Here is a 6,963-nt window from a genome sequence, read left to right as displayed (position 1 = left end):
CGTCAGTTCAGGAAACTGACCAAGACCAAAGGGGCTTTCCCTAATCAGGACAGCCTCTTGAAACTCCTTTATATGGGTATTCAAAACGCAAGCAAAAAGTGGACTATGCCGGTAAAGAACTGGTCTCAGACACTTTCACAATTGGCAATTTATTTTGAAGGAAGACTGGATAAGGAGTTAAAACTCTGATAGGTCTTTCAAAAGTATAGATGATATCGCAGATTCGCTCCAGCAGAAGCCAGCTCCTCCGACGAGCTACACTTTGGCCCATTCTCGGAGCTGACTTCTGCTTACTCTCATCTTTCTGACGCTTTGGAAATCAAAAAGGTGACACAGAACTTTGAATACTCCCTTTTTTAATCCATCAATCTGTTAAGGGCTTTGATTTTGTCTTCGTCATTATCTATTAAAGGGAAAAGATCTTTCATTTCTTTGCGTGAGTGGGCTTTCAATCTTGCCATGAAAATTTCGATGCGGCCTTTTGCAATGTCATCTATGTTTTTTTGTCCTTTAAGCAGGGATTTGAGTTGTGAGGAAATATGCTCAACCTCTGTAAGAAACCAGGCGTGATCTTCGTTGAATTCCTTAACAAGCTTAGGGATTTCTGTGTCTGTGGATGTGCCTGATAAAGCGGCCTGGAATAATACCTGCTCTTCAAAGTTGAAATGGTTGTTTAAATCGTTTTCCATGTAAGAGAATAAGGTGGAAAGAGTCTGGGTAAGGTATTCATTGCTGAAACCCTCAAGCATTTCTCTGCAGGTGATGGCATAATCCGTTATTATTTTGTGCTCATTGGAAAGTTCTAATACCACATTGTCGATTCTTGTTTTCTTTGATCTGAGAAGCCCTATTTTTCTGCCCTTTTCTCCAAAAAAATCCCTGATGTAACTCAAAAGCATTTCCAGGCTGCCCGGGCTGATTCTCTGAAACTTAACTCCGCATTCGGTAAAGCCTTTATTGGTTTTTCTTGTGAAGGTGACGGCTCCGCTAATGATTATCAGAGTGTCATCAAGGGCAATCTCCATATGGACAGCATCGACTTCATCGTCAAGTTTATCTTCAATCTCTAATAAAATACCTCCCTGGCTTATATTCAGGGTTCTGCCAACACCCTGGCCACAGAGTTCATTCTTATCGTTAAACAGCTTATATGAAACAAGATGGAGGCTGTTAAAGCGTTTGTGCCTTCTTTTGTCATTCATGATCAATATCCTTTAAGCTTGTTTAGACGATTATTGTGGGCGGGATGATATAAAATTTGCGGGCGTTAGGCAACCTGTCATTTGTTATATTCATAATTATTATTTTTGCGGTTTTTTATGATGTGGACATTAATGTTTGGTCAGGGTAAAAGGCCAGAAAATAAGGCAAATCTTTAAATCTATAATCTTTACAAGGAGTCACAGGCTTTGCTTGCAACCACCCACAAAATATATTTTCAGAATTCCCAGGATCAATCAGCTGTTGATTCAGAAACTGTGGATCTGGTTGTGACGTCTCCTCCATATCCAATGATTGAAATGTGGGATGATATTTTTTCAAAGCAGGATCAAAGAATTGAAGATGCCCTTAACAATAAAGATGGCAACCTGGCATTTGAGCTTATGCATCAGGCTATGGATTCTATGTGGAAGGAAACCTTCAGGGTTCTTAAAGATGGCGGGTTTGCGTGCATCAATATAGGCGATGCCACAAGGACAATAAATGGGAATTTTGCCCTTTATCCTAATCACGCCAGAATAATCAGCTCTATGACAAGCCTTGGTTTTACGCCCCTGCCTGACATAATCTGGAGAAAGCAGACAAACGCCCCTAATAAATTCATGGGTTCAGGAATGCTGCCTGCCGGTGCATACGTCACATTCGAGCATGAGTATATTCTGATATTCAGAAAGGGTTCCAAGAGGGATTTTAGTGATGTGGCAGACAAAGAACGGAGACGGGAAAGCGCTTATTTCTGGGAAGAAAGGAATCTCTTTTTTTCAGATGTCTGGTTCGACATAAAAGGCACTGTCCAGAGCATGAAAAAAACCGAGGCCAGATCAAGAAGTGCTGCATTCCCTTTTGAGCTGGCATACAGACTGATTGCAATGTATTCGGCCAAGGGAGACACTGTTCTTGATCCTTTCATGGGAACAGGAACAACCATGCAGGCGGCAGTGGCTTCAGCACGAAACAGCATTGGCTTTGAGATAGATGAAAATCTGCGCGATGAAATTTTTGGAATTAAAGACTATGCAGTGGATTTTTCCAACAAATATATAAATGACAGACTTGAAAGGCACGTTGGCTTTGTTGAGGACAGGCTTAAAAACGGCAAGGAAATAAAGCATATCAATTCATTTTACGACTTCCCTGTCATGACAAATCAGGAGAAAAATCTGCTTCTTAATGAATTGAAGGATATCAGGCTTGTGGATGAAGATTTGCTTGAAGTCTCGTATTCAGAAGAGCCAGGAAGAAAATTCACTGAGGATTTGGCCGTAGATGGGTCTGAAGCAAAAACAGATCCGGTGGAAAAGCCCAAAAAAGATAAAAAGCAAAAGAACGGTAAGGATAAAGCAGGGAAGGGCCAGATGGATCTCTGGGGATGATTTTATGGCGTTTGCCGGGCTGGAAAATCAACAGAGCAGTTATTCCATTTTTAAATCAAAGCGCTATCTCAATGTATGGATCGGGTTGGCATCGTCATCAGCTTCAAGAGCGTACAAATCACGTAAGTTTGCGTCGCTTCCTCCTTGCCACCTTGATTTCATATTTGATTTAAAAAATGGAATTAGGTTCATACTGAAATTCATAAAGTTTTTGGGGGGCGGGGACTTTTTGTAAAAAGTCCCCACGTTTTTTATCTTTGAAAAAAATCAGATCATTTCTTTTTTGTTTCGGACATTGCCTTTACACCCATTGTTTCTATCAGCCTGTTCACATCGGTGGTCTTCAGGTTCATGCCGCCTTCGGAAACCGGAAGCAGGGATATGTTTTTGCCCTGGAGAGCTTCTGCAATCTTTAATTTGACCATCACTTCACCGCCGGTTCCTGCAAGGGCCTTGTTCATTTCCATGATTCCCTTGGCTTCTGCTATACCTTCAGCTTTTATCGCATCGGCCAGAAGCTTTTGCTGTTCCAGATAAACATCAACTTCTATCTGGGCCTTCTGATATTGACCATCTGCGTCTGCAACCAGTTTGTTGACTTCGCCTTTGGTTTCTTCAAGCTTCCGCTTGTATTCTTCAAGGGCTGCGTGCTGGGCGGATTTATTTTTTTCAACCTGTTGATCCGCTACTTTTTTATCCTCGATTGCCTTTGTGTATTCCGGATTGAAACGGTAATCGTTGGTCATTACCTTTTCAATGATGATACCCATTGGCCCCAAGGTATTCTGAAGTTCTATTTTTGCCTTGTTTGCCTGGGCTTCACGGGACTCTGTCACGTAAAAAGCTTCGGTTTTCAACTCCCCGAAAATATCCCTTGGCTTGCTGCGGGCAATTGTTCTTACAATCATATCCCTCAGAGTCCTGTCATCCTTTGCCACATACTGAAGAATATAAGGAGCCTTGGCCGCATCAATACGGTAGGCTATAATGACATCGAGGCTGATATCGTTACCGTCTATGGTTTTAAGAACCAGGTCGTCCTGGGATTTTCTGTCACCCCGGTTTTCCGCAAATGTCATCTCAAGGTTCTGTAGTTTTGTGTCAAAAACGTTCCAGTCATTTATGAAAGGCATAAAGAAATATGTGCTGCCCTGGGAATAAATTTTTTCTTCGACTCCCTTTGCTCCGAAAAGTCCGAATTTGCGGGTTCTGACTCCAACTTCTGTTTCACCAGTGGTATGGGGGACACATCCTGAAATGGCCGATATTGCCAGGAGAAAAATTATTGAATAAATGAAACGCTTCATTTGTCACCTCCTTTGCGGACATCAAACATCTTCAGAGCGCTGTCCAGCTTCAGCGGATTTATTCCGTTCTGGCCGTCGCTCGGCAGAATTACAACATCCAGCCCCTTGTATACTTCTGCCATTTTCAGGCCAACCATATGCTCTGATCCTTCTCCCTTAAGCGCGTCATTTTTCAGGCGAACCTTTTCAGCTTCGGCAAGCTTTACTAAAAGATCAGCCTCGGCTGTTTTGGTTCTTACATAAAGATCCTTTTCCGCCGTTTTTCTGGTGACATATGCCTTGCCTTTTTCCATTTCAACAGCAGCTATTACAAGGCCTTCCTGAACGATTTTTTTAAGTATGGCTTCTTCCTTGGCAGCTTTTGCCATGGACTGGTTTGTAAAAACCATCTGATCTTTGAGCTTTTTTTCCTCTATGTTTTTCTGGATTTCAGGACTGTATCTGAAATACCTGACAAGAACCTGATCTACTTCAAGCCCCTTTGGTTTAAGTTCTTCGTTGAGTTTTTCCCTTGCTTCTTCTGTCTTCTGGACGCGAAGAGGGCTGTTGTAAAATTCTTCAGTGGTCAGCTTTCCAAGGGCTTCCTTGAGAGCTGGTTCAGCCTTGGGAATTATTCCGTTGTCTTCGTACAGAGTTCCCGGCCCTATTGTTGTGAAAACAAGGTAAGGGTCCTTGATCCGATAAAGTATGGAAACATCAATATCCACGTAAAATCCGTCCGAGGTTTGGATGTGAGCTGCCTTGTCTTTTCTGGCATCAGTGGCTGATGTGTTTGGAGAATTGGTTAACTCAAGAACCTGAATTCCTTTTGGCAGTTTGTACATCTGCTGGAGCCCGAATGGCATTACAAAATTAAGCCCAGCGTTTTCGATTTCTTTCTGAACTCCTCTTTGCATGCCGATTCTGGCTACCTTGATTCCATACTCGTATGGCTTCACATAGACAAAGCAGAGATTGAAAAAGACTATTACAAGAATAATGACTGCCACGACTAAATTGAACCATTTGGCGGGTTTGAAATTAATGGAGGGGATCTTTATGTTGTCTTTGATTTGTCTTATTGGACTGAGCCTGTTACCTGGTTCATCATTATCCATGTTTTTCTCCTTTTAAGAATATTGCCATGAGATGGCACATGGGATTTGGGTTATGGATTAGAAAAACGAAAATTTGAATCAAGGAAGGAAAACTTTTATTGGAACGTAGCATGATTCAAATCTAATTGCCATAATGTCTGACAACAATTATTAAGTCCTTGCACAGGCGGCTTTTTTTTGCGCGTGAACTACTAAGGAGAATTAAATGACGATTGAACAACTTGTTACTTATTATGGCTATCCTGCAATTTTGCTTGGAACATTTCTGGAGGGAGAGACAGTTTTGGTTCTTGCCGGATTTTTAGCTCATCAGGGATATCTTGAATTGCCATTTGTTATTTTGGCTGCATTTGTAGGAACGTTATTTGGTGATCAGCTATATTATTACATTGGCCGGATCAAGGGGCGATCTTTTATTGATAAACGTCCAGGATGGAAAAAAAGATCAGGGCGGATACTAAATCTTTTGCAGCGGCATCAGATTCTTCTGATACTTGGTTTTCGATTTATATATGGAATCCGTACAGTCACTCCTTTTATCGTAGGGATGAGCAGGGTCAAACCATTACATTTTTTAATACTGAACGTTATTGGTGCAGGGGTATGGGCAATTACAGTTGGTTTATTAGGATATGTTCTTGGGCACTCACTGGAACTTTTAATAGCTGAAATAAAACATTATGAAATTTTTGTTATTGCCGTGGTTGTGCTTGTTGGCTCAGTAGTATGGATTTTTATGAGGTTGAGGGATCGTAATTCGGGGTAGATGGAGTGCTTTATTAACTGACTTTTCATTTCATTATTCTATTATGAAGGTACTATGAGCCTTCATCGCCGCCTTCATTGTAAATCCCCCCGCCACAGCTACAATTGAGCATCCGAGGAAAACCAGATTCTGAAACCTGTCATAAAAGAATCCGCATGTGAATATCCCCGCCATCAGACCCAGTCCGTAACTCACTGAATTATTTACTGACTGTGCAAGGGTTTTTACTCCTTCGTCTGATACCTTGTCGGTGAAAAGTATGCATGCCATGTGAAAGCAGCCGTAAGTAACTGCGTGCAGTAACTGGGAAAGAATCATGAACACCGGCTGATCTCCAAGATAACAAACAATCAGCCATCTAAGCGCTGCAAATGCAAAAGACCATACAAGGACAGTTTCTATTTTTATGCGTTTGAAAAGTTCTTTTGAGTAAAGCATCACAAGTATTTCTGACGCAGAACCAACTGCCCAGACAATTCCAATATATGAAGCAGAAGCTCCTTCCGATGAAAGCTTGATGGAAAGAAATCCGTAATATGCTCCGTGGCTGGCGAGCATCATTACTGCGCTCAGAAGAAAAAGGGCGACATCCGGCTTCAAAAAAAAGGAAGCGGATTTCAGGGTAAATTCAGGGCCGTGAATTTCTGTTTTTGGGAAAAAAAACGACAGGACAGCCATGAATAGCATCAGTCCAAGGCTTAGAGGGATTATTATTTTTATGTCGCCGCCTGAAATAATCTTTCCAAGAACCAGAACAACGGCAACAAATGATATCGATCCCCATAGTCTTATTTTCCCGTAGCTTTTTTTTGCCCTGCCCAGAATATCCATTGAAAAGGCTTCAAGAAAAGCTATGATTGGCGAATAAAATGCCGCAAACGCAAAGGTTACGGCGGCTATGGGCATAAATCCTGTGGTGAAAAGATAAAGCCCCCACAAGACTGCGCTTGCGACGTTGCACATGACATATATTGTTTTGCGCATTTTGAATTTGTCCGCGATCATTCCCCATAAAAGCGGAAAAATGATTATGCACAGGGTTCGAAGCGACGCCACAGTGCCGATTTCTCTGCCTGAAAAGCCTATGTATCTGAAATAAAGATTCAGGTAAGGCAGATGAATGCCGACTATCCCGTAGTAAAGGAAGTATTGCAGGGCCAACTGGAATTTATGATACGAGGTTTTATCCATAGCCGGAA

6 protein-coding genes and 1 pseudogene are annotated in these 6,963 nt (G+C 41.8%); 3 read left to right on the top strand and 4 right to left on the bottom strand.

Annotated features, from left to right (window positions below; translation table 11 throughout):
* Positions 1 to 189 (top strand): annotated as a pseudogene (locus tag K245_RS0108730) (IS256 family transposase); the annotation flags it as partial.
* Positions 190 to 356: 167 nt separating this feature from the next.
* On the opposite strand, the gene K245_RS0108725 reads toward K245_RS0108730, so the two are convergent.
* Positions 357 to 1,202 (bottom strand): hemerythrin domain-containing protein, encoded by an 846-nt coding sequence (locus tag K245_RS0108725; protein WP_027358983.1) that lies wholly within the window; start codon positions 1,200 to 1,202, stop codon positions 357 to 359.
* A gap of 207 nt (positions 1,203 to 1,409) precedes the next feature.
* On the opposite strand from K245_RS0108725, the gene K245_RS0108720 reads away from it, so the two are divergent.
* Positions 1,410 to 2,594 carry a site-specific DNA-methyltransferase gene (locus K245_RS0108720; RefSeq protein ID WP_027358982.1) on the top strand — a complete coding sequence of 395 codons (1,185 nt, stop codon included), beginning with the start codon at positions 1,410 to 1,412 and terminating at the stop codon, positions 2,592 to 2,594.
* Positions 2,595 to 2,866: 272 nt separating this feature from the next.
* On the opposite strand, the gene K245_RS0108710 is transcribed toward K245_RS0108720, so the two are convergent.
* Together K245_RS0108710 and K245_RS0108705 are read right to left on the bottom strand one after the other, a co-directional pair.
* A complete protein-coding gene (locus K245_RS0108710) occupies positions 2,867 to 3,901 on the bottom strand; it encodes an SPFH domain-containing protein (RefSeq protein WP_027358980.1) in 1,035 nt (344 codons plus the stop codon).
* On the bottom strand, positions 3,898 to 4,998 hold the full coding sequence (locus tag K245_RS0108705; protein WP_027358979.1) for an SPFH domain-containing protein: 1,101 nt from the start codon (positions 4,996 to 4,998) through the stop codon (positions 3,898 to 3,900). Before K245_RS0108705 ends, K245_RS0108710 begins: the two co-directional genes overlap by 4 nt.
* Before the next feature lie 205 nt (positions 4,999 to 5,203).
* Between K245_RS0108705 and K245_RS0108700 the strand changes: the two genes are divergently transcribed.
* On the top strand, positions 5,204 to 5,764 hold the full coding sequence (locus K245_RS0108700) for a DedA family protein (RefSeq protein WP_027358978.1): 561 nt from the start codon (positions 5,204 to 5,206) through the stop codon (positions 5,762 to 5,764).
* Between the two features lie 33 nt (positions 5,765 to 5,797).
* Here the strand turns inward: K245_RS0108700 and K245_RS23690 are convergent, their stop codons facing one another.
* Positions 5,798 to 6,955, bottom strand: coding sequence for an MFS transporter (locus tag K245_RS23690; RefSeq protein WP_198013856.1), 1,158 nt, complete (start codon positions 6,953 to 6,955; stop codon positions 5,798 to 5,800).
* Between the last annotated feature and the right edge of the window lie 8 nt (positions 6,956 to 6,963).

Source organism: Desulforegula conservatrix Mb1Pa (assembly GCF_000426225.1).
GTDB classification, from domain to species: Bacteria; Desulfobacterota; Desulfobacteria; order Desulfobacterales; family Desulforegulaceae; genus Desulforegula; species Desulforegula conservatrix.
This window is presented reverse-complemented; position numbering and strand designations above follow the sequence as displayed.

What these genes read in the sequence shown, in the direction of transcription:
- K245_RS0108705 (WP_027358979.1), bottom strand. Translation starts at nt 4,998, where the DNA reads ATGGATAATGATGAACCAGGTAACAGGCTCAGTCCAATAAGACAAATC.
- K245_RS0108710 (WP_027358980.1), bottom strand. Translation starts at nt 3,901, where the DNA reads ATGAAGCGTTTCATTTATTCAATAATTTTTCTCCTGGCAATATCGGCC.
- K245_RS0108725 (WP_027358983.1), bottom strand. Translation starts at nt 1,202, where the DNA reads ATGAATGACAAAAGAAGGCACAAACGCTTTAACAGCCTCCATCTTGTT.
- K245_RS0108700 (WP_027358978.1), top strand. Translation starts at nt 5,204, where the DNA reads ATGACGATTGAACAACTTGTTACTTATTATGGCTATCCTGCAATTTTG.
- K245_RS23690 (WP_198013856.1), bottom strand. Translation starts at nt 6,955, where the DNA reads ATGGATAAAACCTCGTATCATAAATTCCAGTTGGCCCTGCAATACTTC.